Below are 23,579 nucleotides of genomic sequence, written 5' to 3'. Positions count from 1 at the left end.
GCTTGTACGGTGGTGTGAGAGGACGGAGGCCGTGAGGCCTCCTCCTACTCGATTGGGTGTATGTTCTTGTTATACGAGACGAACTTACCGCTCTAAACCAGAGCTGCCACTTTTCCTTTCGCAACCAATTGATATCGAACCGAGTCATACGCCCAGTTGAACCCAATCGCGTACAAAACAAAGAAAATAACCAAGCCGATATCCATGATCAGAACGGTGAGGAAATCGAGTTGAAGTATCCACATTAATACAGGCAGTGTTACCGTCATCAAACCTAACTCAAAACCAAGCCCGTGTAGCAGCCGTGTTTTCGTGGTTCTTTTGCTTCGGTCTGTTCCGTAAATTTTGTCGTAGCCATAGTTGTAAACGTAGTTCCAAGCCATTGCTATCAATGATATTGCGAGCGCTAAGCCTGCCATTTCACCTGCGCCGTTTCCTGTAATATAGGTTGCAAGCCCTGCCATCAAAACCAAAGCAACCAATTCAAATAGCACCATGTGCAACATGCGTTCTTTATGTGACATTTTTCTAACTCTCTTTACGATTAAATAGCCGCCGATGGGCTAATGACTTGACTAGATAATATCTACTTAAGTGATAATATAAAGATAGTTAGCATCACATATAGTGATAGTAAGTTTTGGGAGACACCGAATGTACAACATTGAACAACTGAAAATGTTTGTGTATGCCGTTGAATTAGGGTCATTTTCTGCCAGTGCTCGTCATTTGGGGAAGGTGCAGTCGGCGGTGAGCCAAGGCATCAGTAATCTTGAAATAGATTTTAATGTTGAGCTTTTTGATCGTTCGACTCGAAAGCCTTCACTAACCAAAGCGGGCGAGCAGTTATTTAAACAGGTGAAAGCGATCGTGCTTCAGGTTGAAGATCTGAATGTGACGGTTAGTGCGATGGGCAGTGGTGAAGAGGGGCTCATCAAAATTGCATTAGATGATTCACTATTGGTCCCGAATCTATCTAAGATCCTTAGTCAGTTCAGTCAACAATTCCCTGCGACTGAAGTGGAACTGGTTGCGTGTACCACGACAGAGGTCAATCCGTTAATTATCGAAGAGAGGGCCGACATTGGATTAATGTTTACTAACTTGGCTTTTGATGTCGGTTCTGAGCCTTGCTTTATCGGTCACTTACCGTTTATTGCTGTGTGTCATCCAAGTCATGCGCTCGCAAAAACAGGTGTGGCGAAACTCTCTGACTTACTCCCGCATCGTCAGTTAATGTTGAGGGGAGACAAAGGTAAGGTGATGGATCCGTTTCCGCTGATTGCCGGAAAGGTATGGTGGTCAAACAGCTTTATCGTCATTAAAGAGATGATTCTTGGTAGCGATATCGGTTGGGCATACTTACCGAAACACCTTGTTGAAGAAGAGCTTATTAAACAGCGCTTGGTAGAGGTGAATGTGTCATTTGACCATAAAACTTGGTCGCCTCCGGTTGATCTTGTTCTGTCTAAAACACGCTCAAAAGGTCCTGCATTACTTTGGCTTGAACAAGCATTGAAAGGCCTATTAGACGAAACTGAATAAAGAAAAGGCTCACCGTTTAACGTGTGAGCCTTTCTGTTCAAAGTGATGCTGCTTTTTGTTAGTTCTAGTTCTAGGTGTAGACGTAGATGCTATACGCTAGGTTTAACCGTCTGACCGTTGTAGTACTTGTCTTTCATCTTAAGCGCCACGTTCACAAGGTAAATCAGCACAGGGACTTCAATCAGTGGACCGATAACGCCTGCAAACGCTTGGTCTGAGTTGATACCGAATACTGAGATAGCCACGGCAATCGCTAGCTCGAAGTTGTTACCTGTTGCTGTAAATGCAATTGATGCGTTCTTGTCGTACTCGATGCCCATCTTTTTACCGATGAAGAAACTGATGAAGAACATCGCAGTGAAGTAGATAGTCAGTGGAACCGCAATTAATAGAACGTCCATTGGCAGTTCAACAATCATTTCACCTTTTAGGCTGAACATCAGAACGATGGTTGCCAGTAGTGCAATCAGTGTGATTGGAGAGATGTGTGGAATAAATACGTCGTTGTACCACTGCTCGCCTTTCATCGACACAAGGATCTTACGGCTTAGGAAGCCCGCTAGGAATGGGATACCTAGGTAGATAATTACACTGTGTGCAATGTCGATCATCGAGATATCAACCAACATGCCTTCGTAACCAAATACTGGTGGAAGAACGCTGATGAACAACCACGCCATAAAGCTGTAGCTCACCACTTGGAATGCACTGTTTAGAGCAACCAATGCCGCGCCGTACTCTTTGTTACCGCCGCCGATGTCGTTCCAAACCAGAACCATCGCCACACAACGAGCAAGACCAATCAGAATCACCCCAACCATGTAACCTGGGTGGTCTCCCAAGAAAGTTAGTGCCAATACAAACATCAGAATTGGACCAACGATCCAGTTCATGATCAAAGAGAGCTTAATGGCTTTCTTATCTTTTACCACAGTGCCTAGCAGGTTGTAGTTAACCTTAGCCAGAGGTGGGTACATCATTAAGATAAGGCCAACCGCAAGCGGAATGTTAGTGGTGCCAACAGACATTGAATCGTTCCACTGTTCGATCTGTGGGAATAGGGTGCCGAGTAGTACACCAAGGCCCATGGCAATAAAAATCCACAGTGTTAAGTAGCGATCTAGAAAACCTAACTTTGGTTTCATGATAATCTCTCTTAGTTGATATCGTAAATCGTCGAAAAACGATTGGTTGTGGCAAAAAAACACGCTTAAAAGTAAAGGCTATCAAAGCCGATCATTCAAGCGTGAACTTCTATTTTAAAATGCTGTTAAATATCGATTCGAAGCGTTGAATATTGTCGCGGTCGATGCGGTAACACATCTTCGGCGGAATCGACTCAGCCGTAATAAAACCTGAGGCTTTCAATATTCTTAAGTGCTCTGATACCGTTGATTGAGCTAAACCCAATTCACTCACCAGATCACTGTTCAAGCAGCCGCCCGATTTTTCTAACGTGGAAAGGATACTCAATATACGTATTCTTGCTGGGTGAGCGAGTGCTTTCGCCAGTGCGGCCATTTGCTTTTCTGCTTTAGCATCACCGTGTTCGATGGGCAGAGAACAGCCACCAGATGTCGAGCAAGTTGAGTTCATATTGACGTCTCACTTTCATTAATCGTTAAAAGACGATTAATGATAAGCCTATTTTAAATAGGGGTCAATGCTCACTGTCTATTTGAACGAACTTTAAGGTGGCGATTCAGGGACTATGGTTGAACTCTGCTTTGACTCAGCTACGCAAAATGGCGTGAACATCGATTAAACGCCATTTTGCTCGGTTATCCGCTAGTTAAGAACGGTATAGCCTCGGTTGATCATACAGTTACGATTCACTTGAAACTTCTGCTGCTCAGATAGCTCGGCGGATTGTCTTTTTTGAGCACCGTGCTTTAAAGCGCCGCTGATAATACCGATGCCAGCACCAATTTTTGCACCATCATGACCACTCCCGCCAGAGACGGCTCCACCAACCGCACCCAGCGCTGCACCCTTAGCGGTTGAACCGACAATATCGCTGCCAAGAGAATCGACCTCTTCAGGCTTCACTTGTTGAGCGTATTGCTCACATTCATACAGATCGGCGTGATACTGTGTTTCATCAACACCTTTAGTATCGACAATAATTTGATTAGCAAATACTGAACTTGATGCTACAAGCAATATCGCTGCGATTGGAGAGAATGGAAATTTCACAATATAGACCTCTAGAGTATTCATTGCATTGTTAAAGTGACGTGTAGTTCTCGATGAAATCAAGGCGACGATCGGTGTACTCACCAGAATCCAACATCTTAGATAACCCGCGAAGCGTGTTGTAAGGCTGAGAAACGGCCACCATGTTAATGAGCCAATACGGAATATCGCCACCTGGATCACTCAATACTCGATAAGAGATATGGGTGGTGTTTTCGTCGATTGGTGTCAGGATCCAACTCGCCTCTAATTCAGCCACTCTGATGATTTTTTTATTATTGTTTGGCAGGTAATCAGGCCTACCATGCTGATCAATGGTGACAACCATCGTCTCTGGATCTTGAGTGATGACGTTCTCTACGATAGCTTCTCGATCGGCAACTGGCCAAGGTGCCTTGGTATAGGTTTTGGTGATCGTGTGCGCCGCACTAAAATGCTCTATTTCTTCCATGTCATCGATGTTTTCTACCCATTGCGTGCCAACAGAGGTATCGATAAAGAGTGCGATAATAGAAGTGAGGGACGCGTTGATGTCGCCTTCTGCTCGAAATTCTTTAAAGTGACTGCCTTCAATTTTACGGTTATAAACCTCGATGCCTTTTTTATCGCGTGCCAGTGACCAGCCATCGGTGTCTGATGCAAACACCGAAACTGAACAAGCAAGAAGAAGCAAAGTAATAATCTTATTCATCATGTTAATGAGCGCCCTTTCCAGCTGATTTTATTGGTTTTAGATAAGCGGTAACTGTTCAGCACGAGTAGGCTTTGAACACAAATACCGAAGGGTACGGTTAACGCAAATTTTGCGGGAACAAACAGTTCCTTAACCAAAATGAAGTAGGTGACGATCGACACCAAGAGCATCACAGAGCTGACAATGAGCGAATAAGCATGAATGGCAGACATGTCACTGATGAAGGCGTTCGCCGATACAAGCATCAAAAGCGGTCCCGCCCATGCGATGATGTTGGCTTTGATGAAGACTTTTAAAGCTTGTGCTTGCGATTGACAATTCACAATAAGATTCATGTTTTTGGAAAAGCCAGCCCAGATTGAGTTGAAGTCTGAATACATGTGCGTACTCATTAGTTTGTCTGCAAATGCCCAGAAAATCTTAAATCCATTGACCTTCATGACTTTTGCAAAGGCGATGTCTTCCGATATCGCGTTTGCTACTGCGGCGTGTCCACCGACTGCGTCGTAGGATTTTCGGGTAAACAACATCGCCTGACCGTTAGCAATCGCTTCTTCCTTAGTCATGTCGTTCGAGTTTTTAAAGTTCATATAAGATGCGATCGATAGAAAGATGCCCGGCAAGGTCGCTTTTTCTGCCACAGACGCAAAAGTTTGTTTTGGATTAAACGATAAGAGATCAGTTTTTTGTTGGATAGCAAAGTCGATAACGCTCTGTAGCATCGCGGGTGCTGAATCGGTATCTGCATCAATGAAATACACATATTCACCGCTCGCGTTGAGTGCGCCAGCCATACATGCATTGCTCTTACCAAGCCATCCGGTCGGTAACGTTCTACCTGAAATACAGCGCGCGTTAACGTCGAACTTACTGATCAATGCTTCTACTTTTGCACGGGTTGAGTCAGTAGAAAAGTCATCAACAACAATGACTTCAAACTTGTCTTTTGGGTAGCTCTGCTTCAATAGAGAGCCAAGGCTGATTTCAATATTGTCTTCTTCATTTCGCGCAGGAATAATGACGGAAACAGTCGGCCACTCAGTTCTTTTGAACGATATTTTAGGTTCAATGTGAATACGATGGCGCTCTAAGTTCGCAAGTGTAATTAGAAACTTGACGGTAACGATGCAAAGCAAGGTCGTAATAATAGCTAAAATCATAATGACTGTGGTCGGAATAAAGTGATGGAGAGACAGGAAAGAATATAGTGGAGTGTGACCTAGCGCACATCTTGTATGTAGGACTTAACCCTTCAAACTGGAATGCGCTTCTGTTAGCGTTTGCCTTGGAAAGATGTGAAACAGTGACTGACAGGCGGTAAAATAAGCATTGTATTCACCAGCGACTCTAGCGATATAATCGAACCCAGAACCGTTACTCAAGATAACGAATGATCATAATCCAATAATAGGTACGCCCGACATGCCCCAACAAAATATCAAATTTATCGCGACTGATATGGATGGCACCTTACTCGATGAGCATGGAAAGCTCGACCCTGAGTTTTTCAATCTTTATGAGCGCTTAGAAGCGCAAGATATTATTTTTGCTGCCGCGTCTGGCCGCCAGTATTACAGCTTGCTAGAAACATTTTCCCCGCTTAAAGATCGCATGATGTTTATTGCTGAAAACGGCACATTAGTGATGCACAAAGGCCAAGAACTTTACAGCTGCTTGCTTGATACTGATGCCATTAAAGAGATCATTAAAGAAGCTCGAGCTATTGAAGGCGCGCATGTGGTGCTATGCGGTAAGAAATCGGCATACATCGAAACCAAAGATGAGCGTGCTCTGGCGGAGATCTCTAAGTACTACCATCGCCGTGAGCAAGTAGAAGACTTGCTGGCGGTAGAAGACGATTTCATCAAGGTTGCTATTTGCCACTTTGATGGTTCACAAGAGAAAGTAAACCCAAGCATCGACGCTAAGTTTGGTGAGAACTACCAAGTGGTTGTCAGTGCGAAAATTTGGTTGGATGTGATGAACGCTGAAGCGTCAAAAGGCGCGGCGATTAAACATCTACAGAACACATTAGGTTTCACTTACGAGCAGACCATGAGTTTTGGTGATTACCTAAATGACTTGGAAATGCTTAAAGAGAGCTACCACTCTTACGCGATGGAAAACGCGCATCCAAAGTTAAAAGAGATCGCGCGTTTTGGCGCGCCAAGTAACGTTGACGCGGGTGTGTTCCAAGTACTTGAGAAGTTGCTAGCGTAACGCTCTTAAGCTAGATTCGATTTTTATCAAAGCCAACTCGTGAAAATGAGTTGGCTTTTTTGTTGGCTGCTGTTGTATTGAGTTAAATTTGAACGAGTGTTCAGCTTGTTGTAGTCTAACCAGAAAGATGGGTATTCACTTTGAATTGGATACGCCTTAGTAACGATATTTGGAATGATTATGAGCAAGAAACTTCAACTTGATATTATTTCTGACGTAATGTGCCCGTGGTGCGTAGTCGGTTACAAAAACTTAGAGCTAGCCGTTGCGGAACTTGGTTTAGAAGACCAGATTGAACTTGAATGGCAGCCGTTTGAGCTTAACCCTGACATGCCGCAAGAGGGCGAAAACCTGCGTGCCCATATCATGAGAAAATACGGTTCTAGCGCAGAAGAGAGCCAACGTTCACGAGAACAGCTTTCGGCTCGCGGCCAAGCGGTTGGTTTCGATTTCAATTTCTATGACAGTATGAGAATGGTCAATTCACGTCATCTACATGTACTTCTCGATTTTGCACTAGCGCACGGCAAACAGACTGAGTTAAAGCTACGCTTCTTTGCTGCTCACTTCACAGAGCAAAAAGACCTGTCCGATCTTGAAGTCATTGCACAAGAGCTTGAAGCGGTTGGCTTAGACTCAACGAAGGCACTGAAGCGCCTAAAGAACACCGACAACTTGAAGCAAATTGAAGCGCAAGAGTTTGAATGGCAACGCATGGGGATCTCTGCGGTTCCTACTGTGGTGTTCAACCGTAAGAGTGCAGTAACGGGCGCGCAGACGGTAGAAACCTACAAGCAGATTCTTCAAGAGCTTATTGCTGAATCATAAACGGATCATTGCTATCAATTAGAGTCTGAATTTCATGGAATCACTGTCACTCGCTCAAGCGCAAAAACTGGTATTGCTTTCGCAAAAGCTGCCGCCTAAGAAGTTGCCACCTAAAAAGCAACGCAATGGGGGCGCTTTGGCGAACACGTTGTCTGCGATTGAAAACCTTGGCTATGTGCAAATTGATACCATCTCTGTGATTCAGCGAGCTCACCACCACACGCTTTGGAATCGCAATCAAGATTACCAACTGAACCATCTTGATAAGCTGTTAGAGCGTCGAGAAGTATTTGAGTATTGGTCGCATGCCGCCGCGTATTTACCCATGCGTGACTTCCGATTCAGCCTACACCGCAAGAATGGCTTTGCGAGCGGTAAGCTCAAGCATTGGTATAAAAAGAATGACGCACTGATGGCTCATGTTCTCAAACGTATTGAGAATGAAGGGCCGTTGATGGCGAAAGATTTTGAAGGGGATAGGCCAAACCCCGGCGGTTGGGGCGGTAAACCGGCCAAGCAAGCATTAGAAACATTGTTCATGCAAGGCGACTTAATGGTGCCAAGCCGAGTTAACTTTCATAAGGTGTATGACCTAACCGAGCGAGTTTTACCGAGCGGAATTGATACCTCTGAGCCGACAGAACAAGAGTACATCGAGCATCTGATAACACGTTATTTAGAGGCTAACGGAGTTGGAATAGCGTCGGAAATGAGCTACCTACTCAAGAACACAAAGCCTTTGATTCAGAGAGCACTCCAACAGATGCTTGAAGATAAGCAGGTTCTGAAAGTAGATATTCAAGGCTCTGATTACTATGTCCTGCCAGGTGCTTTTGAACTGCTGAATCAACCTCTTTCCAGAACCAAGCTTAAGATACTGTCTCCGTTTGATAACCTGCTGATTCAACGAAAGCGAATGCAATCATTGTTCAACTTTGATTACCTCTTAGAATGCTATGTTCCAGAGGCCAAGCGTCAGTTTGGTTATTTTAGCTTACCGATTCTGTGGCAAGGTGAGCTGGTGGCACGAATGGATTGCAAGGTCGACAGGAAGAGTGGTTTGCTCAATATCCGTAACTTGGTTGTGGAAGAGCGAATTAAAAACCATGAGTTGTTGGTTCATGCTTTATGCGATGAACTAAAACACTTCATGGTGTTCAACCAATGTGATGAGATGATCGTCCATAACACCACGCCCTCTGATCTTGGCAAGCGCTTGATGAGCCAATGGCAAACAGTCTAGCGGTCTTTGTTGTTTAGAAAGCGCTTAGTTACTCAGCAAACGCAGCTAACAAGAACTCGACAAAGGTTCTGTTCTTCAACGACAGTTGCTTGGTTTTGTAGAGCAAGTGAATCGGCTTTGGTAACGGCGCCATGCCGGGTAGGATTTCCAACAGCGCTCCACGATCAATCTCTTCTGCGACTAAGATAGTCGGTTGCAACAACACGCCCACACCCTGCAGGGCGGCATACCGCAACACATCACCATTATTCGACATCAAGCGCACACGTTCTTTATTCGGTGTGGCGTGAGGAGCTTGGCTGCTGTAACTGAATCCAAGCGATGGGTGTTGTGCCAAGTCTTCTAATACTCTGATTTCAGCATGTTGGTTTAGGTAAGCGGGCGCCGCGCAATAACACATCTCATAATCCCCTAAATACCTTGCGACCAAGCTTGAATCGGACAGGTCGCCAATTCGCACAATCAGGTCAATGTCGGATGAATAAGGGTCGACAAGGTCATTATTCAACATCAGCTCAACGTTGATGGTTGGGTGATGCGCGAGAAACTTAGCTACGATAGGGGCGAGTACCTTGTTTCCATAGGTGACAGGGCAGTTTATTTTTACCGTGCCTTGTGGTTGATTTTCCAAGGTTTGAATCAGGTTCTCTGCATTGCTGATGTCTTCGAGAATTCGCTTACACTCACGATAGTAAAGTTGTCCTGAATCGGTTAACGATTGCTTACGCGTGGTGCGGTGGATCAGCTGAGACTTCAAACTGGCTTCTAAGGAATGGACATGTTTGCTTATCATGGTCGCCGACAGGTTGAAGTGGTTTGCGGCGCTGCGAAAGCTACCTTGTTCCACCACATAGACGAAGACTTTCATGCTGGTTAACTTATCCATTGAACACTTTTGGTTGATAAACAATAAACAAAACGTGAGTTTATCAATTATTAGGGGTTAATTATATTAATGGCAAACCGATAATTAACTAAAATAAGAGCGTGCAATGCCTCAAACGAATGAAACTATCTTTGTTACTGCCGAACTTAAGATCAAAACCAACATAGAACGAGCAGCTGCGCTCGAAGCTATCGAACAGTTTTGTTTAGACATGCAAAGCGAACGGGGCTGCCTACAAGCAATTGCAACCTATGATCAAAGCCAAAGCGATCGTGTGATCTTGCTTGAGCAATACGTAAACCGCGAGGCGATCAATCAGCACTTTGTGATGCCTCATACCCAAGCGTTTATTGAGCGTGATATTACCGAGTTGGTTCAAGCATTCGAAACGCAACGTGGGCCTATCAAAGCACAAGAGCAGGAGATCTAAGACATGAAATGGGGAATCCTAGGAACCAGCTTTATCTCAGGCGTAATGGCGGATGCGATTAAAGGCGATGCTCAAAGTGAGCTGTATGCTGTTGCTGGACGCACAGAGAAAACACTCAATGAGTTTGCTGCCCAATACCAGCCAACACGAACCTTCAACAACTATGAAGCCTTGATTGAAGATGAGTCGGTCGACATTATCTACATTGCTCTACCAAACCACGTTCATCATGAGTATGTGATTAAAGCGGCTCAAAAAGGCAAAGCGATCTTGTGTGAGAAGTCTTTGTCGGTAGATATGGAAAAAACCGAGCAAGCTTTACTAGCCGTGAAAGAAGCGGGCGTATTCTTTGCTGAAGGTTTGATGTATTTAAACCATCCACTTATCACCAAGCTTCATCAAGAACTGGCAACTGGTGAGATTGGCGAAGTGCGTTCAATTCAAGGTTCCTACGTTGCGGCGATTGATCAGTTCGTGAATCCTGCGAGCAAAGGCGCGCTATACAACCTTGGCTGTTACCCAATGTCGCTGATTCACTCTGTCGCGCAACACCAGTTTGGTGAGAGTGTGTTTGATGACGTGCAGATTTCAGCCATTGGCCGACGTGGTCAAGATGGTAACATCTGCGAGTCATCGGCGATGATGCTTTTCAACGACCGTTTTACCGCGCAAATCCATACTGCAGAAGACCACGGTTTAAAGCATGGCTTTACGATTTTAGGCAGTAAAGGCTGTATCATTCTCGACACCAACCCATGGTTACCGACCGAAGACAACACATTCACGGTTGAGATCTACGAAACATCGACACGTGAAGTAAAAGTCGAAGCGCAAGGCGATGGCTTCCATTATCAAGCGCGCAATATCCGCCAAGCAGTTGAGCGAGGTGACACACAACTTGCAGCACCCATGGCGACTCATCAAGACTCTCGCGTAATCATGAAGTTACTGACGGATTGGGAACAAGCGGCGAGCTAGTTTCTTTGCTAATTCCTGTACACGCCTCATACTTGGTAGCTTCGTAAGCTATCAAGCATGAGGTGTTTCTCTAATCCTTCTCGCCCATTATCCTCAATAAATACTTTGCATTTGAAACCGCCACAGTGTCCAATATCAGGTAGTACGAAACTGACCGAAAAACCTTATTTTTTAAGGTGTTAAATAGGACCTTTGCCGCATGCGTAAATCAGATAAGAAAATCGAGAATCAAATCAGAGACGTGTTAACTGACGTTTGTGAAGACACGCTGAAAGGCTTCGATGGTTTTTTATGGGTGACTCACTCGGTCAACTTCTCATCTTTTCCGCAAAGTTTGAAAATTGTCTGTGTATTCGATACCAATCAGGATAGAACGAACTTCTTAAGTGGCGAAGGTCAACAGAGTGTCTCAGGGGCTATTCAACAAGCGTTCAATCAAGTTGGAATTCAACTGAAGAATATCGATAAGCATGTTAGCTACGATACGCAAGAAAATTGCGATCGCGACCATCAAGGGAAGTGGAACAAGAGGCTTTAAGGAGCGTTGTCATCGTTCTTGTTTAGACAGCCTATCCAAATTGAGTTTCAATAGTGTGGCGCTCAAACTGAGATTCGATACAGCAAATCCAAGTCCTATTCTGAGTTCTAGGCTCTGATAACTTCTCATCTTCCAAACCGTATTATTCTCATTTTGAGAAAATCTGAGCTGATTTCTCGTTAGCCGGAGATACTTGGTTTCCAAATAAAATTAAAATCACAAAAACTTATATTTTCCTTAATGCATTGATTTTGAATCGGCATTTGCTCGTTCTACTTGCCACCGATGAAACAAGACAGACGAGCACTTGAACAATAGAGCCATGTAGTCGATACTTTTTTCGTATTTTGATTCCTAAATTGACACGTAAGTTGGCTGACTTTTCGTTTTGTGATTTAAGGCATGACAGTATCGATTAGGAAATTTGAATCATGAAAACCTACATTTCTGGGCTGCTCGCACTCATACCGTCATGTTTAATCGCTGGTTACGCTTTTGCTGTTGGTACAGCGGTTGTGCTGCCAGGGCAACATGAAGTTGGTGTTGATCTTTTGGGCTCCCCACTATCTACGAATGCCGTCATTGATTGGGAAATTTCCAACAGTGATATTGTGTTCGGAGCTTATGCCGACAAAGCCGACAATGAGCGGGCCACGACAATTGGTTATATGTACAACCAAGTCATGGCGATGAACTCGGGTTGGTTGGAGAACGATCTCCGTAACCAAGCTGAGTTAGAAGGCCTCAATTTCGAAGACTATTTCCTGCACTTTTCTGAAGATACTGTCATTGCCGAAGTTGATAAAACTCATGGCGAAAAGACCCTTTTAAACCGAAAACCTATGATCTTGGGTTATACAGCCAGTGAAGACCATGCTGGTTTTTGGTTGTATCAAGAGCCTCCGTGGGATGCCGATGTGTTTGAGAATTTCGAACAGGGTGGGGCTTTGTATGTCTATCATGCTGAACAGTTCGAACGGCTGACCTTTAAGTTCTCACAGTTTGCTGGCAGCGGTGAATTTTGGATTGAATACCCAACTGCTATTGATTCTCAGGGTAGGGTTTCACAATGGGAAAGGCTTGATGTAAAGAAAGACAAAACGCTCAATATGACCAAAAACCAATCGGTGATCTGGAACCTTCCGGATAACTGGTTAAGAGCCACAACTCATGATGGGAGCGGTGCGAGTTATGGCGGCGGCCAGTATTTTGGTTCAACCTTTTTGAGAGATGGTGGGCGCTTATACGTTGTGAGAGTTCGTTGGCAAAGTGAGAATGCCGACGACAGGCCGCGTTTAAAAGAAGTAAAACTCAAAAACAGTTTTCCAACCGTCAAGTTAACCGATGCTCCGACTTCAACCCCGGACGGCAATGCTATCAGCCAATGGCGAAAAATCCGTGGTTTTGATGTGTCTGCAGATCTAGATGGTGATAACTACTTGTCGCCAAGCGAGTATCGAAATCGAACCAATAAGAACGCGACAGCACGTTTTCGTTGGGAATCAAGAGTGGTGCCATTTGGTCGAATGTGGAGCGCTAACTCATCTTGGTCGCTAACGAACGTCGCAAACGCGGATTATCTATCTGCTATTCATCGCTACTACAAGCAAAGCTGGGCAAGACAAGGTTTGAATGGTGCGTACAACGACGACACAAATAAACTCATTGGCTCGAACCAGTTCTATGTTCACTCTGGCGGGCATGTTCAAGAATTAGGAGCTGTTGCGGGTTCGAATCAAGCGGATGATCTCTACAAGCAACAATTTTCAGCGTTTCTCAAAAATCTTTCTGCTTTAGAAAGTGATGCGTCGATTGGGTTGAATATCGGAACCGCGAACTTACTGGGTCGAAATGGACAGTCTCATCTTAGCGAGGCGGGCTCTCTGTATTTACGCGAGCACTACATTTTTCCGTCTACTGGGTTTAGTGGTTACTCGGGGATCTCAAAATTCTGGGATAATTCTGCGCTCGCCTACAATGGGCAAAGTGTTATTTTTCAGGCGACAACGCGTTATGGGCGAGTTCAGTATCTTGGAAATAGTGAAGATAATTGGAAGCAAGACCAATACTCGACCCTAGCGATCTACCACCTCAATCGACACGCTCAACATAGCTACTTTAATCAGTGGAACAATGGTTACGTCTATGGAAGTGGCAATACGACGGCTGACACTTTCTGGCAAAGTGGTGTCCCTAAAAACATCGCCTACCAACCCAGTTCGTTATTGGCCGTTGACTTGGGAGAGCCGAGTCATCAAATCCCACATGGCTTTGCGCCGATTCCTTTGATGCTTTCGACAACGACACCTCAGCCTGTTGACTACACCATCGTTGGCGATTCCTCGATGAACGAAATGGTGCATGCTGATCTGCCCAATGGTATCACTCACGTTCTACCGACGTTCACGTACTTTATGTATCAATCTGAAAATCAGGTGGTTGCTGGTGGCCCTGAGGACATGGTGTTAGCGAGAGAGTTCAGCAATGGTCGTGTGTTGTATCGCACGGATTTCCACGGTAAGAATCCGAGCTTTTATGACGCGGCAAAACTCACCATCGCGCTGGATGTTCCAATGAAACCTGTTGATGCTAACGGTAACGTTGGTGACTATGTGAGTGAAATAGAAATTGGCGGTTATGAAGGGCTGTTCTTACTTTATTAGAACTAATGCGAGTGAGCACTCTCGAACCAGAGCAGACTAGAGCTTAGGTTCGGGATATGAGCTTATTCTTTTTACACTGCTTAAATTCTTTGGCGATCCACGATTGCTCGTTTAAACCATTGTCGATTAGAGCAAAAAGGTAGCCATCGACTTTGCCTGAAGCCGCAGGATATTCTTGAAAAGCGTGCTTAGGGTAGCCGGGGTAATCCATCTCGTATTGAGCGTCTAACTGCTTACCGAGTTGACGCCATTTTACGAATAACTCAGAAGAAGATGTCTCAACCTTATATTGGCCCAAAATGCGTTGGTGATGGGTTAACGCCACTTTAGCGCAGTGGTTGGTCTGTACGACTTTTTGTATCAATTCAACTTGTTCTTCACTCATGGTTTTCGCCAGTACATTCTCTTGTTCGATGCGCGCCATTCGTTCACCAAACGTTTCAGCATGGGTGGAAAACACAAAAGTAAGCGGTAAAGCCAATACCAAAAGACGCTTGTAGAACATAACCTAACTCTTTGAATGGATTCATGACTATTATGCCGTTGAGTAACAATATTATTAACGAATAAACACGCTTAATTGTAAGAATTATTTTTATCGAGTGGATAAATAGATGATTTTGGAGTTGTGGTATTCAGGCTCTGAATGTTTGGTTATTTTACGAAGCGACACCGATAACAGAATCAACCCAATATCTAACCATCTTGATTATAAATGTTGGATATCAATCGAGTGGTAGGAAAAACCGATTGCTTTAGCGGCGTTCAACAAAGCTTGTTGAGTCTTGAATACCCTGGGTTGCATTTTTCTGTCGGATTCAAGAAAGCTGTTTACTCCCCACTTATGACTTTTGACCATTAAGTAATAACCATTAGCTCCAGGGGACACGACACCAATTGCTGCTTTCAGGTCGCCACGACTGAAATGTTTTTTGAACTCACGTAATACCATATCAACATCCTTATTCGATGATAAAAAAAGGGAGCGCATTGCTCCCTAGTTAGTGCTTTTCTTAATGTTTACAAGAATGCGCGGTATGGCAGTTCTGGGTCATTTGTGAAGATGTCTGCAAAGCCACGGAAGTGCTGGTAGTGCATGCGGCCTTTATCTGTTGGGTATGTGTATTTACCACCAACTTGCCAGAAGAAAGGTGCGAAGCCGTATTGAAGACGTTCTTTCTTCATGTTCCACAGCATTTCGATTTCACGCGGGTCATTTTGGAAGTTAGCCCAAATGTCGTGGTGGAACGGAACAACTACTTCACAGTTCAAAGACTCAGCAGCACGAAGAATGTCTGAAGATGTCATTTTGTCTGTTACGCCACGTGGGTTCTCACCGTAAGAAAGCAGTGCAACGTCGATCTTGTGGTCATTACCGTGTTTAGCATAGTAGTTTGAGTAGTGAGAATCACCAGAGTGGTAAACTGAACCGCCTGTTGTTTCTACTAGGTAGTTCACTGCACGGTCGTCCATTCCGTCTAGAATTTCTTTGTCTAGGGAAGATGTTCCTTCAGGAAGTGTCACTAGAGCTGTACGGTCGAATGCGTCAAGAACCTTGATGTTCACGTCTTTGATTTTGATCTCGTCGCCAACTTTAGCAATAACACACCGATCTTCTGGCACACCCCATTTCATCCATAAATCAACACACGCTTTAGGGCCAATGAATTTAACGTGGTCGCCGCAGTTTTGTAGAACTGCCGCTGCAACGTTGATATCAATGTGGTCGCCGTGGTCATGAGATGCCATAATTGCATCGATCTCTTTGATAGCGAAAGGGTCCAATGGGAAGATCGCGGTACGTAGGTTTGGTTGAAGTGCTTCCACACCGCCCATACGCATCATTTGGTGCTGGTTTTTCATTTTTTGAACGGCTTGTGTTTTTTTACCAGTACCACACCAGAAGTCCATTGATAGGTTTGCACCTTCTTCTGATTTTAGCCAAATACCTGTACAACCCAGCCACCACATAGAAAACGTACCCGGTTGCACAACTGTTTGTTCAATCTCTTCATTTAACCATGTGCCCCACTCAGGGAATGTATTTAGGATCCAAGACTCGCGAGTGATTTCGTTTACATTGCTCATGATAATACCTTTTATTTCAATAATTTGATTAATTTTGGATGTAGGGAGCCGAGCGCCTTAATTTGGATTAAGGCACTGAGCTAAATTTATTATTATTCGTGGGCTAGTTAGCCCTGCGATTTAAACTAGGATGACTTGCGTCCCTTGAGCTTCAATTAGTTTTACGACTTCGGGATTGGCGTCTTTACCGGTGATGACAATGTCTATTTGCTTGGTGCTGCAAAAGAGCATTCCGGTACGTTGTCCAACTTTTGAGCTATCGACCACGACGACAAGCTTATCGACCTGTTCGAGCATTTGTTGTTCGGCTACGGCCGTTAACATGTCGGCTTTGTACAGCCCGGCATCGGTTAAGCCTTTACCTGAGGTGAACATCCAGTTTCCCGCATAGCCGCCTAATGAATTAGGGGCAGGGTTTAGAAAGATGTTCTGCGCTTTGTTGTATTGACCACCAATGATGATGACATCGTCATGATCTTCGTTGATCAAGTAGCTTGCGAGTGGAAAGTAGTTCGTTACGATTTGAACGTCATCGCCACATAATTGCTGACCGAGTAGGAAAGCCGTCGAACCACAGTTGATCACGACTGTATCGCCAGCCTGACAAAGCCCTGCAGCTGCTTGAGCAATCTCTGATTTCTCTTCATAGAACTCAGTGCTGTTGATATTCAGTGGTGACCACTTTCTCTTCTGAGTTTCTACTCGTTCCGCACCATTTCGAATTTTTCTAAGTCGGCCAACTTCATCTAACTTAGCGATATCGCGCCTAGCAGTAGCAGGAGAAACGCTAAATTTATCAATAATATGAGAGACGTTGATTGTCTGCATATCTTCTAACAGCGACAAGATGCCGTTATGTCTTTGTACTTCATTCATATTTATCACTCTTTTTGTCGTTGTGACAATTTAATGATTACTTTTGATTTGTTTTGATTCTAATAATCACCATCATGATTGTCAAACCACATCGCTATAAAAACCAGACATTAATCACAATGTTTTATAAGTGGTTGATTTTATTGTATTTATAATTTTTACGTGTGATCTAAAGCTCAATTAAGCACATTCTGGGTGTGGTTAATTGATATAAATCAAAGTAATCACAAGTGAGCATTGAATGATTACTTTTGATTGGTAAAGTCTAGTTCGTGAGCAAAACTAGAATCATCACATCCTACAAATCATTAAAATTAAAAATCAATCAGGGGTAAAGATATGGAATTCTTATACGATATTTTCTATATTTTTTACAGTCAGGTAATGACCAAAGCACCGTTGCTACTCGGTCTTGTTACTTGTCTCGGCTACATCCTTCTAAAACGTGACGCAACAACTGTTATCTCCGGCTCTATTAAAACCATCGTTGGTTTCATGATAGTGCAGGTAGGTGCAGGAACATTGGTAGCGGGTTTTAAACCGGTTATTGAAAAAATGAGTGAAATACATGGATTAACGGGATCGGTAATTGACCCGTACACCTCCATGATGTCCACCATGGAAACCATGGGCGACAACTACTCTTGGGTTGGGTATGCAGTATTACTGGCTCTTGGGCTAAACATTCTACTTGTTGCCTTCCGACGTATTACGGGTATCAGAACCATCATGCTGACTGGGCATATCATGTTCCAGCAAGCTGGCCTCATTGCTGTTTTCTACTTCGTGCTTGGTGCAGGTATGTGGGAAACCATTATTTATTCAGCAATATTGATGGCGTTGTACTGGGGTATCTCCTCAAACATCATGTTCAAGCCGACTCAAGAAGTCACTGGTGGTGCGGGTTTCTCGATTGGTCACCAACAACAGTTTGCTTCATGGGTAGCCACCAAGGTTGCACCGAAGCTTGGCGACAAGAACGACAGTGTTGACCACATCAAACTGCCTAAGTGGTTACACATTTTCCACGACAGTATCGCTGCAACAACGTTAGTAATGACTGGCTTCTTCGGCATTATTCTTCTTTCGTTCGGTCTTGATAACCTTCAGGACATGGCAGGTAAAACGCACTGGTTTATCTACATTTTTGAAACTGGTTTGAAATTCGCTGTTGCCATTCAAGTCATCGTTACTGGTGTTCGCATGTTCGTTGCGGAACTGTCCGAGGCATTTAACGGTATTTCTCAACGCCTTATTCCTAACGCTGTTTTAGCAATCGATTGTGCTGCTATTTACGCCTACTCTCCTAACGCAATGGTATTTGGTTTCATGTGGGGCGCAGTGGGTCAATTCACCGCTGTTCTTGCAATGCTAGCGTTTGACGCACCAATCATGATCATTCCTGGCTTTATCCCAATGTTCTTCTCGAACGCCACTATCGGTGTGTTTGCTAACCACTTTGGTGGCTGGAAAGCGGTGATGAAGATCTGTTTCGTGATGGGCATCATCGAAGTGGTTGGCTCTGCGTGGGCAATCCATATCTTCGCTCAATCAGGTACTGAGTTTAATGGCTGGATGGGCATGGCTGACTGGGCTCTGGTATTCCCACCAATCATGCAAGGTATCTCAAGCTCTAGCATGTTCTTCTTTGTGATTTTGGCTTTGGCTGGCATCTACATGTACTTCGCTTCTAAGCAACTACGAGCTGAAGAAGACGCAGAAGCTGCTGCTGAAACAATGACCGCAGTAACGCCTGAAGGTATTGAGGTTGAAGTCGCGGTTCCACAACAATCGACAGCAACCGCTGAAGCACCATCTGTTTCAACAACGGCAGCTTCTACAACATCAGAAACTCGAATCTCACCAGCCGCTGACCAGAAACCGGTTCGTGTCTTAGTGTGCTGTGGCTCAGGACAAGGTTCTTCAATGATGTGCTCTAAGAAAATCAAAGAGTATTTGGACAAGAAAGGCATCCCAAGCTCGACCTTTAACAGCGCCATCACTGATTACAAATCACACCTTGGTTCATTCGACATCATCGTTACTTCGGTTGCTCTTGCAGCGAAGATCACGGGTCTGCCGGAAGGTAAGCAACAGTTAGCGGTTAAGAACATGATTATGGTGAAAACTTTCGGCGACGAACTTGTTTCCATCATCGAGAACAACTTCCATAAATAATTAAAAACGGCTCAGTGGTGTCGCACTGCTGAGCCAATAAAAACAATTATATAAGTGAGCAATAACATGAACTTAAAAGAATCTCTTATCAAGAATAACTCTATCCTACTGAACGCAAAAGCAGCTGACTGGAAAGCGGCGATCAAGCTTGGGACTGATGCATTGGTGAAAGCGGGTATTGCAGAAGAGCGTTACTACGACGCGATTACCAAAGCGATTGGTGAAGAAGGCCCTTATATCTGTATTCACGATGCGTTCGCACTGCCACATTGCCGCCCTGAAGACGGTGTTATTCGTACTGGGTTTGCGCTAACCGTGCTTGAAACGCCAATTACGTTTGAAGGTGTTGATGAGCCTGTAGATGTGCTGATAACACTAGCGGGTAAGGACTCAGAAGAGCACATCGAAGGCACCATGCAAGTGGCGAACTTGATTGAATTCGATGAAGACTTCTCAAAACTTCGCGCGTGCAAAAGCCCAGAAGAAGTGGCGCGTTTAATTGATGCTGCATTGCTTCAAGCGGAAGCGGCGTAAGGAGGCAACGATGTCTAAATATAGCCAATTGAAACAACGTGTTTTAGAAGCCAATTTGCAACTTCCGAAATACGGTTTGGTGACATTTACTTGGGGTAATGTCTCTGAGTTTGACCGTGTTAACGGAGTGATAGCGATTAAACCATCAGGTGTCGAATACAGTGATATGACGGCTGAAGACATGGTGGTCGTCGATCTCGAAGGCAAGGTTGTTGAAGGGAAACTCAATCCTTCAAGCGATACCGCAACGCACTTAGAGCTCTATAAAGCTTTCCCTGAAGTGAGTGGCATTGTTCACACGCATTCACGCAGTGCCACCATTTGGGCACAAGCTGGTATCGACATCCCAGCCTTAGGCACCACTCACGCTGATTATTTCTACGGTGACATCCCATGTACACGTCGATTGTCTCACTCTGAAATTTCTGAAGAGTACGAGAAAAATACTGGCTTGGTGATTATTGAAGAGTTCAAGCAACGTCGAATCGATCCAATGGCCGTTCCAAGTGTGATTGTTGCAGGACATGCGCCGTTCTCTTGGGGCAAAGATGCCAACGACGCCGTTCATAACGCGGTGGTATTAGAAGAAGTGTCGGCAATGGCGTTGGCAACGCGCACCTTGAATAGCGGCATCAAAATTCAGCCAGAACTATCCGACAAACACTACTTACGTAAGCACGGTGAAAATGCTTATTACGGCCAACAGTAAATCGGATTTCGTTTAAGTAAGTCGTTTCTATTCGAAGTAGCTTCAATATTGATTAGGCCCGACTTCAGGGAATAAGTAGAGGACTCTATGTATAAAGTGCTGGCGTTAGATCTCGATGGAACCGTGTTAAAGGATGATCACACGATTCATCCAGAAGTAAAAAAGGCGATTCAAGAAGCCAAACAAAGTTGTCACGTCATGATTGTTACTGGCCGACACCACACAGCAGCACGACCTTACTATTACGAATTGGGGCTAGATACTCCAATCATCTGCTGTAACGGCACTTATGTTTATGACTATCAAACTGAAACGGTATTGACTCAAAACGCCATAGAGAAAGATAAGGCACTTACTTTCATTAACATGGCTGACGAGTTTCAGCTCAAGATGGTGATGTATATAACTCATGCCATGACGTACTCACAGTACAACCCATTTGCCTACATGTTGGCATTGGAAAGCTGGGCTGAAACGGCACCAGAGCAACATCGCCCACAAATTTACCAAGTGGAATCATTCATAGAAACAGCTCAACAAGCTGAACACGTTTGGAAGTTTGTGGTAGAGGGGAGCCAAGATTCCGTCGACCGTTTGATGCAACACCCATGGATAGGAGAGAACTTCAACGGTGAGCGTTCTTGGTCAAACCGAATCGACTTTGCTGCAAAAGGTAACAGTAAGGGCCTACGCCTTGCAGAATACATCGCAGAACTCGGTTATCACGCCGATGACGTCATTGCCGTCGGTGATAACCACAACGACATATCCATGATTAAGTACGCCGGATTCGGTGTAGCGATGCTCAATGCTGATGACATCGTCAAATCACACGTTCAACGCGTGTGCTCAACAGATAACAACCATGATGGCTTAGCCCGTCTAATACGTGAACAAATTAAAGGATAACAACATGACTAAACCAATGATTCAGATCGCCCTAGACCAAACAAATCTTCCTGCCGCAATTGAAGTGGCAAACAACGTTGAAAGCTTTGTTGATGTGATTGAAGTGGGCACTATTTTGGCTTTTTCTGAAGGGATGACAGCGGTTTCTACCCTTCGTAAAAACCACCCAGACCATATCCTTGTGTGCGATATGAAAACCACCGATGGCGGCGCAATTTTGGCTCGAATGGCATTCGAAGCGGGTGCTGATTGGATAACCGTTTCTGCGGCTGCACACATCGCAACCATTGGTGCGTGTAAGAAAGTCGCTGACGAATTTAACGGTGAAATACAAATCGAAATTTACGGCAATTGGACAATGGACGATGCTCAATCTTGGGTCGACCTAGGTATCTCTCAAGCTATCTATCACCGTTCTCGTGACGCTGAATTAGCTGGTGTGGGCTGGACTGAAGAAGATCTTGTGAAGATGCGTGCATTGTCTGAAATGGGCATCGAGCTTTCTATCACAGGTGGCATCGTGCCTGAAGACCTTTACCTATTTGAAGGCATTAAAGCGAAAACCTTTATTGCAGGTCGCGCACTTGCGGGTGAAAAAGGTAAAGAAACAGCAGAAGCACTAAAAGCTCAGATCGACCGTTACTGGAATTAGGAGGCGTTATGTACCAAAACTTATTACGCCACCGAGTAGGGCTTTATGAGAAGGCCCTACCTAACGAACTCAGCTGGGAAGACAAACTGGCAACAACCAAAGAGCTCGGCTTTGATTTTCTTGAGATATCGGTAGATGAATCAGACGAGCGCCGTAGCCGTTTGGATTGGAATGACGATGAAGTGTATGTCTTACGTCGCCTGTGTGAAAAGCATGGTGTACCGCTGCAATCCATGTGTTTAAGCGCGCATCGCAAGTTCCCATTTGGATCTGCAGATCCGGTGATTCGTGAACAAGCGGCTATCCATATGGAAAAAGCGATCTCACTCGCTTACAAATTGGGTATTCGTACCATCCAATTGGCTGGGTATGACGTTTACTACGAGCCTGCGGATAAGGTGACTCACCAGAGGTTCATTGAAGGCATGAAGCTTTCTGCGCAGTTGGCGGAAAGGTCGGGCGTTATGCTCGCTGTGGAGATCATGGATACCGATTACTTGAACTCTTTGAGCAAGTTTGAAGTGCTGAGTCGTGAAGTCAATTCACCGTATTTCACGGCGTATCCAGATGTGGGTAATATCTCCGGTTGGAATTACGACATAGTGACGGAACTAAAGTTGAGCAAGCCTCATATCACTCAGATCCACCTCAAAGACACTTATAAAGTGACTGACGAATACAAAGGTCAATTTCGAGACTTAGTGATTGGTGATGGTGAAGTCGACTTTAATGCCATTTTTGAAACGTTGAAAGAGACTGAGTGCGTCGTACCACTCGTGATTGAGATGTGGGCTCAAGATGAACGTTGGAAAGAGAATATACTTACGGCACAAAAACGACTGAATGATGTTTGTGTGCAAACGGGTGTTCCGATGTTGTTTGACCACTAACTCTACTTAGAATTATTAACTAGTTTCTCTTTGAGTTCTCGGTGCTCCTAACGAAAAGAGAAAATGCAGCATATTGCCCCCCAATATGCTGCATTTTTATATCAACATGTCGCTCTAAACTGTTGAAGCTGAGGTTATGTCAATTTCGAAATAGTGGCTGTTCTTAAACAGCAATAGTCACATGATCACGGCCCACTTCAGCCATCTGAATCAGGTAGTCTGTGTGGTACTTCTTTTTGATGACGATTTGGCTACCGATTTCAGCAACAATCTTTACCACTTCCAACGCATCAGAAGGATGCAATGAAGAGTCTTTTGAAATTTCGATATTAACGCCTAAATTTGCCAATTTGATGATGTCGCTAGAATGCATGATGATGTCCAAGATGTTTGATTTTCGTGGACTATACCATCTTCAATTTATGCAACTCTACTCTGCCTATCCTAAAATTTCGGTCGATGCTCTCAATCTATGATTCCAATATGTAAGTAGTAGATCTAACTCACAAATTGCGGGTATCA

At 44.4% G+C, this 23,579-nt stretch carries 26 protein-coding genes; 14 read left to right on the top strand and 12 right to left on the bottom strand.

Annotated elements, in window-relative coordinates; all coding sequences use genetic code 11:
* Positions 1–92: 92 nt before the first annotated feature.
* Positions 93–524 (bottom strand): PACE efflux transporter, encoded by a 432-nt coding sequence (locus AB6F11_RS05325; RefSeq protein WP_102394241.1) that lies wholly within the window; start codon positions 522–524, stop codon positions 93–95.
* A 130-nt stretch (positions 525–654) separates the two neighbouring features.
* Here AB6F11_RS05325 and AB6F11_RS05320 point away from each other — a divergent pair, with 130 nt between their 5' ends.
* Positions 655–1,545 (top strand): LysR family transcriptional regulator, encoded by an 891-nt coding sequence (locus AB6F11_RS05320; protein WP_102394242.1) that lies wholly within the window; start codon positions 655–657, stop codon positions 1,543–1,545.
* An 89-nt stretch (positions 1,546–1,634) separates the two neighbouring features.
* Here the strand turns inward: AB6F11_RS05320 and arsB are convergent, their stop codons facing one another.
* The 5 genes from arsB to AB6F11_RS05295 form a co-directional block, all read right to left on the bottom strand.
* Complete coding sequence (gene arsB / locus AB6F11_RS05315) at positions 1,635–2,690, bottom strand: ACR3 family arsenite efflux transporter (protein ID WP_102398425.1); 1,056 nt, start codon at positions 2,688–2,690, stop codon at positions 1,635–1,637.
* A 109-nt stretch (positions 2,691–2,799) separates the two neighbouring features.
* Positions 2,800–3,141 carry a helix-turn-helix transcriptional regulator gene (locus AB6F11_RS05310; RefSeq protein ID WP_017064015.1) on the bottom strand — a complete coding sequence of 114 codons (342 nt, stop codon included), beginning with the start codon at positions 3,139–3,141 and terminating at the stop codon, positions 2,800–2,802.
* A gap of 192 nt (positions 3,142–3,333) precedes the next feature.
* Entirely contained in the window at positions 3,334–3,741 is a 408-nt protein-coding gene (locus AB6F11_RS05305) for a glycine zipper family protein (protein ID WP_029235181.1), read from the bottom strand.
* A 31-nt stretch (positions 3,742–3,772) separates the two neighbouring features.
* A complete protein-coding gene (locus AB6F11_RS05300) occupies positions 3,773–4,435 on the bottom strand; it encodes an START domain-containing protein (RefSeq protein WP_065583761.1) in 663 nt (220 codons plus the stop codon).
* Positions 4,432–5,595: a glycosyltransferase family 2 protein gene (locus tag AB6F11_RS05295; RefSeq protein WP_017064013.1), complete on the bottom strand. Its 1,164-nt coding sequence runs from the start codon at positions 5,593–5,595 to the stop codon at positions 4,432–4,434. Before AB6F11_RS05295 ends, AB6F11_RS05300 begins: the two co-directional genes overlap by 4 nt.
* Positions 5,596–5,857: 262 nt before the next feature.
* On the opposite strand from AB6F11_RS05295, the gene AB6F11_RS05290 reads away from it, so the two are divergent.
* The 3 genes from AB6F11_RS05290 (at position 5,858) to AB6F11_RS05280 (ending at position 8,726) form a co-directional block, all read left to right on the top strand.
* A complete protein-coding gene (locus AB6F11_RS05290) occupies positions 5,858–6,655 on the top strand; it encodes a Cof-type HAD-IIB family hydrolase (protein ID WP_102398424.1) in 798 nt (265 codons plus the stop codon).
* A gap of 180 nt (positions 6,656–6,835) precedes the next feature.
* A complete protein-coding gene (locus AB6F11_RS05285) occupies positions 6,836–7,483 on the top strand; it encodes a DsbA family oxidoreductase (RefSeq protein ID WP_017060931.1) in 648 nt (215 codons plus the stop codon).
* 34 nt (positions 7,484–7,517) lie between these two features.
* Positions 7,518–8,726, top strand: a complete 1,209-nt coding sequence (locus AB6F11_RS05280) for a winged helix-turn-helix domain-containing protein (protein ID WP_017072304.1) — start codon at positions 7,518–7,520, stop codon at positions 8,724–8,726.
* Between the two features lie 28 nt (positions 8,727–8,754).
* Here AB6F11_RS05280 and AB6F11_RS05275 read toward each other — a convergent pair whose 3' ends face one another.
* Complete coding sequence (locus AB6F11_RS05275) at positions 8,755–9,612, bottom strand: LysR substrate-binding domain-containing protein (protein WP_017069718.1); 858 nt, start codon at positions 9,610–9,612, stop codon at positions 8,755–8,757.
* Between the two features lie 106 nt (positions 9,613–9,718).
* On the opposite strand from AB6F11_RS05275, the gene AB6F11_RS05270 reads away from it, so the two are divergent.
* The 4 genes from AB6F11_RS05270 to AB6F11_RS05255 all read left to right on the top strand — a co-directional run bounded on the left by AB6F11_RS05270 (position 9,719) and on the right by AB6F11_RS05255 (position 14,221).
* The gene (locus AB6F11_RS05270) at positions 9,719–10,042 is read left to right on the top strand and encodes a putative quinol monooxygenase (protein ID WP_017060928.1); all 324 of its coding nucleotides are present in this window, start codon (positions 9,719–9,721) and stop codon (positions 10,040–10,042) included.
* A 3-nt stretch (positions 10,043–10,045) separates the two neighbouring features.
* Positions 10,046–11,020 (top strand): Gfo/Idh/MocA family protein, encoded by a 975-nt coding sequence (locus AB6F11_RS05265; protein WP_102398423.1) that lies wholly within the window; start codon positions 10,046–10,048, stop codon positions 11,018–11,020.
* A 199-nt stretch (positions 11,021–11,219) separates the two neighbouring features.
* Entirely contained in the window at positions 11,220–11,558 is a 339-nt protein-coding gene (locus AB6F11_RS05260; RefSeq protein ID WP_017060926.1) for a hypothetical protein, read from the top strand.
* A gap of 431 nt (positions 11,559–11,989) precedes the next feature.
* Positions 11,990–14,221 (top strand): hypothetical protein, encoded by a 2,232-nt coding sequence (locus AB6F11_RS05255; protein WP_104216190.1) that lies wholly within the window; start codon positions 11,990–11,992, stop codon positions 14,219–14,221.
* Positions 14,222–14,264: 43 nt separating this feature from the next.
* On the opposite strand, the gene AB6F11_RS05250 is transcribed toward AB6F11_RS05255, so the two are convergent.
* The 4 genes from AB6F11_RS05250 to ulaR all read right to left on the bottom strand — a co-directional run bounded on the left by AB6F11_RS05250 (position 14,265) and on the right by ulaR (position 17,185).
* A complete protein-coding gene (locus tag AB6F11_RS05250; protein WP_017069722.1) occupies positions 14,265–14,726 on the bottom strand; it encodes a hypothetical protein in 462 nt (153 codons plus the stop codon).
* 204 nt (positions 14,727–14,930) lie between these two features.
* Positions 14,931–15,173, bottom strand: a complete 243-nt coding sequence (locus AB6F11_RS05245) for a hypothetical protein (RefSeq protein WP_017064006.1) — start codon at positions 15,171–15,173, stop codon at positions 14,931–14,933.
* A gap of 68 nt (positions 15,174–15,241) precedes the next feature.
* Positions 15,242–16,309, bottom strand: a complete 1,068-nt coding sequence (ulaG, locus tag AB6F11_RS05240; protein WP_102394249.1) for an L-ascorbate 6-phosphate lactonase — start codon at positions 16,307–16,309, stop codon at positions 15,242–15,244.
* Positions 16,310–16,429: 120 nt separating this feature from the next.
* Entirely contained in the window at positions 16,430–17,185 is a 756-nt protein-coding gene (gene ulaR, locus AB6F11_RS05235) for an HTH-type transcriptional regulator UlaR (RefSeq protein ID WP_017064005.1), read from the bottom strand.
* 339 nt (positions 17,186–17,524) lie between these two features.
* On the opposite strand from ulaR, the gene AB6F11_RS05230 reads away from it, so the two are divergent.
* From AB6F11_RS05230 to AB6F11_RS05205, 6 genes are all read left to right on the top strand, one after another.
* Positions 17,525–19,363 carry a PTS ascorbate-specific subunit IIBC gene (locus AB6F11_RS05230; RefSeq protein ID WP_017060920.1) on the top strand — a complete coding sequence of 613 codons (1,839 nt, stop codon included), beginning with the start codon at positions 17,525–17,527 and terminating at the stop codon, positions 19,361–19,363.
* 66 nt (positions 19,364–19,429) lie between these two features.
* On the top strand, positions 19,430–19,897 hold the full coding sequence (locus AB6F11_RS05225) for a PTS sugar transporter subunit IIA (protein WP_017064004.1): 468 nt from the start codon (positions 19,430–19,432) through the stop codon (positions 19,895–19,897).
* Positions 19,898–19,907: 10 nt separating this feature from the next.
* Positions 19,908–20,606, top strand: a complete 699-nt coding sequence (locus AB6F11_RS05220; RefSeq protein WP_017064003.1) for an L-ribulose-5-phosphate 4-epimerase — start codon at positions 19,908–19,910, stop codon at positions 20,604–20,606.
* Positions 20,607–20,693: 87 nt separating this feature from the next.
* Entirely contained in the window at positions 20,694–21,515 is an 822-nt protein-coding gene (locus tag AB6F11_RS05215; RefSeq protein ID WP_017064002.1) for a pyridoxal phosphatase, read from the top strand.
* Positions 21,516–21,519: 4 nt separating this feature from the next.
* Complete coding sequence (locus AB6F11_RS05210) at positions 21,520–22,167, top strand: 3-keto-L-gulonate-6-phosphate decarboxylase UlaD (protein ID WP_102394250.1); 648 nt, start codon at positions 21,520–21,522, stop codon at positions 22,165–22,167.
* Between the two features lie 8 nt (positions 22,168–22,175).
* Positions 22,176–23,057, top strand: coding sequence for an L-ribulose-5-phosphate 3-epimerase (locus tag AB6F11_RS05205; protein ID WP_017065671.1), 882 nt, complete (start codon positions 22,176–22,178; stop codon positions 23,055–23,057).
* Positions 23,058–23,220: 163 nt separating this feature from the next.
* Here the strand turns inward: AB6F11_RS05205 and AB6F11_RS05200 are convergent, their stop codons facing one another.
* Positions 23,221–23,430, bottom strand: coding sequence for a hypothetical protein (locus AB6F11_RS05200; protein ID WP_009845895.1), 210 nt, complete (start codon positions 23,428–23,430; stop codon positions 23,221–23,223).
* Positions 23,431–23,579: the final 149 nt, after the last annotated feature.

Origin of the sequence: Vibrio sp. 10N.247.311.14 (genome assembly GCF_041467715.1) — a bacterium.
In the GTDB taxonomy this organism is placed as follows: Bacteria; Pseudomonadota; Gammaproteobacteria; order Enterobacterales; family Vibrionaceae; genus Vibrio; species Vibrio crassostreae_C.
This window is presented reverse-complemented; position numbering and strand designations above follow the sequence as displayed.

Coding starts and splice junctions, on each gene's coding strand:
- AB6F11_RS05325 (WP_102394241.1), bottom strand. CDS start 524: ATGTCACATAAAGAACGCATGTTGCACATGGTGCTATTTGAATTGGTT.
- AB6F11_RS05320 (WP_102394242.1), top strand. CDS start 655: ATGTACAACATTGAACAACTGAAAATGTTTGTGTATGCCGTTGAATTA.
- arsB (WP_102398425.1), bottom strand. CDS start 2,690: ATGAAACCAAAGTTAGGTTTTCTAGATCGCTACTTAACACTGTGGATT.
- AB6F11_RS05310 (WP_017064015.1), bottom strand. CDS start 3,141: ATGAACTCAACTTGCTCGACATCTGGTGGCTGTTCTCTGCCCATCGAA.
- AB6F11_RS05300 (WP_065583761.1), bottom strand. CDS start 4,435: ATGATGAATAAGATTATTACTTTGCTTCTTCTTGCTTGTTCAGTTTCG.
- AB6F11_RS05295 (WP_017064013.1), bottom strand. CDS start 5,595: ATGATTTTAGCTATTATTACGACCTTGCTTTGCATCGTTACCGTCAAG.
- AB6F11_RS05290 (WP_102398424.1), top strand. CDS start 5,858: ATGCCCCAACAAAATATCAAATTTATCGCGACTGATATGGATGGCACC.
- AB6F11_RS05285 (WP_017060931.1), top strand. CDS start 6,836: ATGAGCAAGAAACTTCAACTTGATATTATTTCTGACGTAATGTGCCCG.
- AB6F11_RS05280 (WP_017072304.1), top strand. CDS start 7,518: ATGGAATCACTGTCACTCGCTCAAGCGCAAAAACTGGTATTGCTTTCG.
- AB6F11_RS05275 (WP_017069718.1), bottom strand. CDS start 9,612: ATGGATAAGTTAACCAGCATGAAAGTCTTCGTCTATGTGGTGGAACAA.
- AB6F11_RS05270 (WP_017060928.1), top strand. CDS start 9,719: ATGCCTCAAACGAATGAAACTATCTTTGTTACTGCCGAACTTAAGATC.
- AB6F11_RS05265 (WP_102398423.1), top strand. CDS start 10,046: ATGAAATGGGGAATCCTAGGAACCAGCTTTATCTCAGGCGTAATGGCG.
- AB6F11_RS05260 (WP_017060926.1), top strand. CDS start 11,220: ATGCGTAAATCAGATAAGAAAATCGAGAATCAAATCAGAGACGTGTTA.
- AB6F11_RS05255 (WP_104216190.1), top strand. CDS start 11,990: ATGAAAACCTACATTTCTGGGCTGCTCGCACTCATACCGTCATGTTTA.
- AB6F11_RS05250 (WP_017069722.1), bottom strand. CDS start 14,726: ATGTTCTACAAGCGTCTTTTGGTATTGGCTTTACCGCTTACTTTTGTG.
- AB6F11_RS05245 (WP_017064006.1), bottom strand. CDS start 15,173: ATGGTATTACGTGAGTTCAAAAAACATTTCAGTCGTGGCGACCTGAAA.
- ulaG (WP_102394249.1), bottom strand. CDS start 16,309: ATGAGCAATGTAAACGAAATCACTCGCGAGTCTTGGATCCTAAATACA.
- ulaR (WP_017064005.1), bottom strand. CDS start 17,185: ATGAATGAAGTACAAAGACATAACGGCATCTTGTCGCTGTTAGAAGAT.
- AB6F11_RS05230 (WP_017060920.1), top strand. CDS start 17,525: ATGGAATTCTTATACGATATTTTCTATATTTTTTACAGTCAGGTAATG.
- AB6F11_RS05225 (WP_017064004.1), top strand. CDS start 19,430: ATGAACTTAAAAGAATCTCTTATCAAGAATAACTCTATCCTACTGAAC.
- AB6F11_RS05220 (WP_017064003.1), top strand. CDS start 19,908: ATGTCTAAATATAGCCAATTGAAACAACGTGTTTTAGAAGCCAATTTG.
- AB6F11_RS05215 (WP_017064002.1), top strand. CDS start 20,694: ATGTATAAAGTGCTGGCGTTAGATCTCGATGGAACCGTGTTAAAGGAT.
- AB6F11_RS05210 (WP_102394250.1), top strand. CDS start 21,520: ATGACTAAACCAATGATTCAGATCGCCCTAGACCAAACAAATCTTCCT.
- AB6F11_RS05205 (WP_017065671.1), top strand. CDS start 22,176: ATGTACCAAAACTTATTACGCCACCGAGTAGGGCTTTATGAGAAGGCC.
- AB6F11_RS05200 (WP_009845895.1), bottom strand. CDS start 23,430: ATGCATTCTAGCGACATCATCAAATTGGCAAATTTAGGCGTTAATATC.